The organism is Marinibactrum halimedae, from assembly GCF_021234875.1.
GTDB classification, from domain to species: Bacteria; Pseudomonadota; Gammaproteobacteria; order Pseudomonadales; family Cellvibrionaceae; genus Marinibactrum; species Marinibactrum halimedae.
Window position 1 is genome coordinate 1 of the sequence record NZ_JAJQVM010000095.1, and the last position, 1612, is coordinate 1612.

Genomic DNA, 1612 nt, shown 5'->3' on the forward strand with positions numbered 1-1612 from the left:
AATGGTTTACCACATGCAAACGCTTTAAAGATTACTCTCGCCGAATTTATTTCCTATAAATAGAAGACACCGGGCTCGTTCAACAACCAAATAAGTGTCGGCTAACGACACTTATTCTTATTTGTTATGTGATTGGAGATAAACATTAGAAATCATTTTGATTCGCACATATAAACTATAGCTGGAAGATGAGTACCTAGATTCTTACAAGGACCAGGCTGGCAAGTAGCAACTTGAATTTCTTCTTGAGTCCATAAAGGAACTACCATATTACCCCCAATTTTCTCTGCTTGATCTCTCAGTTTAGAAAAATGACTACGCTTGCTGTTTCCCGTTACAACTACCCTACTTAACTCTTTACAACCGGTTAGATCAGCCTGCTCGTCATTTATTCTAACTTGGGAGCATCCGGTAAGTAACAAAAAGAAAATATATAAAAATACTTTATTCATAGGGGCACATAACGCCCAATTAATGGGCGCCGCTTGCGGCGTCCCTATTGAATTGATTGTTATGTGCTGTTAATTCATATTTTGAATACATTTGTCACCGTGCTTCAGGGAGTTACGTAGTTTTCTGGAGGCTTTTTCAAAATCAACGTTGTATCTACCGTTTTTGTATGAATAGACTGACACATATCGAGTTTTACCTGAATCTAGAATTCCAGTACCTACTTTTGATTCTACAGGATCTAGCAAGTAGAGGTGGTTAGGGTATCCAACGATAGTCCAGACGTTACATGTGCTATTTGGCGGAATCCGTACCTCTTTAATAGTTGGTAAATCTCCTTCATTTCTTATTGGCACAGCTCCTGTGATTGCCACTACTATTTCTGTATGCGAACTATTTTTGATGTAATTATTCATTGACAAGGTGCATCCATTTAGCAGCAAGAGCAGTACGCCTGTCTTTAAAATATTACTCATAGTTAGTTTTTTACACATAACGCTTAAAGCAGCGGCGAGCGAAGCGAGTCCAAGCCCGCAGGGCTGTTGCTGGCTTTACTTGTTAGAAAACGTTTGGATTCATTGTACATGTATGCTCCTTTCTCGGTATCTTTTTGGATTGAATTGCAACGACCTGCGATATACCTGCCATTATACTTATTGATAAAAAGGAGGTATTCCTGGCCTTGACTAAAGCTAGTACCGCACATCGATCCAAATATGCCATCAGACCACACAAATATCTTATCTCCTACCTCCCCCTTCAATACCTCTACAGGTTGAAAGGTATAACGATTTTTTGAAATTGATAAAAAAATATTTTTACCCTTATTTCTCGCCAAAATTATGGTTTCATATTTGTACGCCCACTCCTCTGCGTTAAAATCGAGACAAGAGCATGAAAATGCTGAGCTGGAAAAAACTATTATCAAATAGGCTAAGTATTTCATTTCAGTGTTCTAACGCCCGGTTTAACGGCGCAGCGTATGCTGCGTCCGGTGGAGGCCATGCAATGGCCGGAACGAATTAGAACCGTTTGTTGAACGAAGCCGCTACGCGGCAAATTTCCACTTTGTCCCATTTTGAACGAATCTCATAAAGCTCATCTGTGAGCCTGTCTACAGGAGATTCACCATGAACAAAACCCAAACCCAGCATTTCCAACG

At 40.0% G+C, this 1612-nt stretch carries 3 protein-coding genes; all 3 read right to left on the reverse strand.

The window, feature by feature from the left end; genetic code table 11:
* Window positions 1-152 precede the first annotated feature (152 nt).
* The 3 genes from LU351_RS20395 to LU351_RS20405 all read right to left on the reverse strand — a co-directional run bounded on the left by LU351_RS20395 (window position 153) and on the right by LU351_RS20405 (window position 1396).
* Window positions 153-452, reverse strand: coding sequence for a DUF4156 domain-containing protein (locus LU351_RS20395; protein WP_232595926.1), 300 nt, complete (start codon window positions 450-452; stop codon window positions 153-155).
* Window positions 453-521: 69 nt separating this feature from the next.
* Complete coding sequence (locus LU351_RS20400; protein ID WP_232595927.1) at window positions 522-866, reverse strand: hypothetical protein; 345 nt, start codon at window positions 864-866, stop codon at window positions 522-524.
* Between the two features lie 83 nt (window positions 867-949).
* Complete coding sequence (locus LU351_RS20405) at window positions 950-1396, reverse strand: hypothetical protein (protein WP_232595928.1); 447 nt, start codon at window positions 1394-1396, stop codon at window positions 950-952.
* Between the last annotated feature and the right edge of the window lie 216 nt (window positions 1397-1612).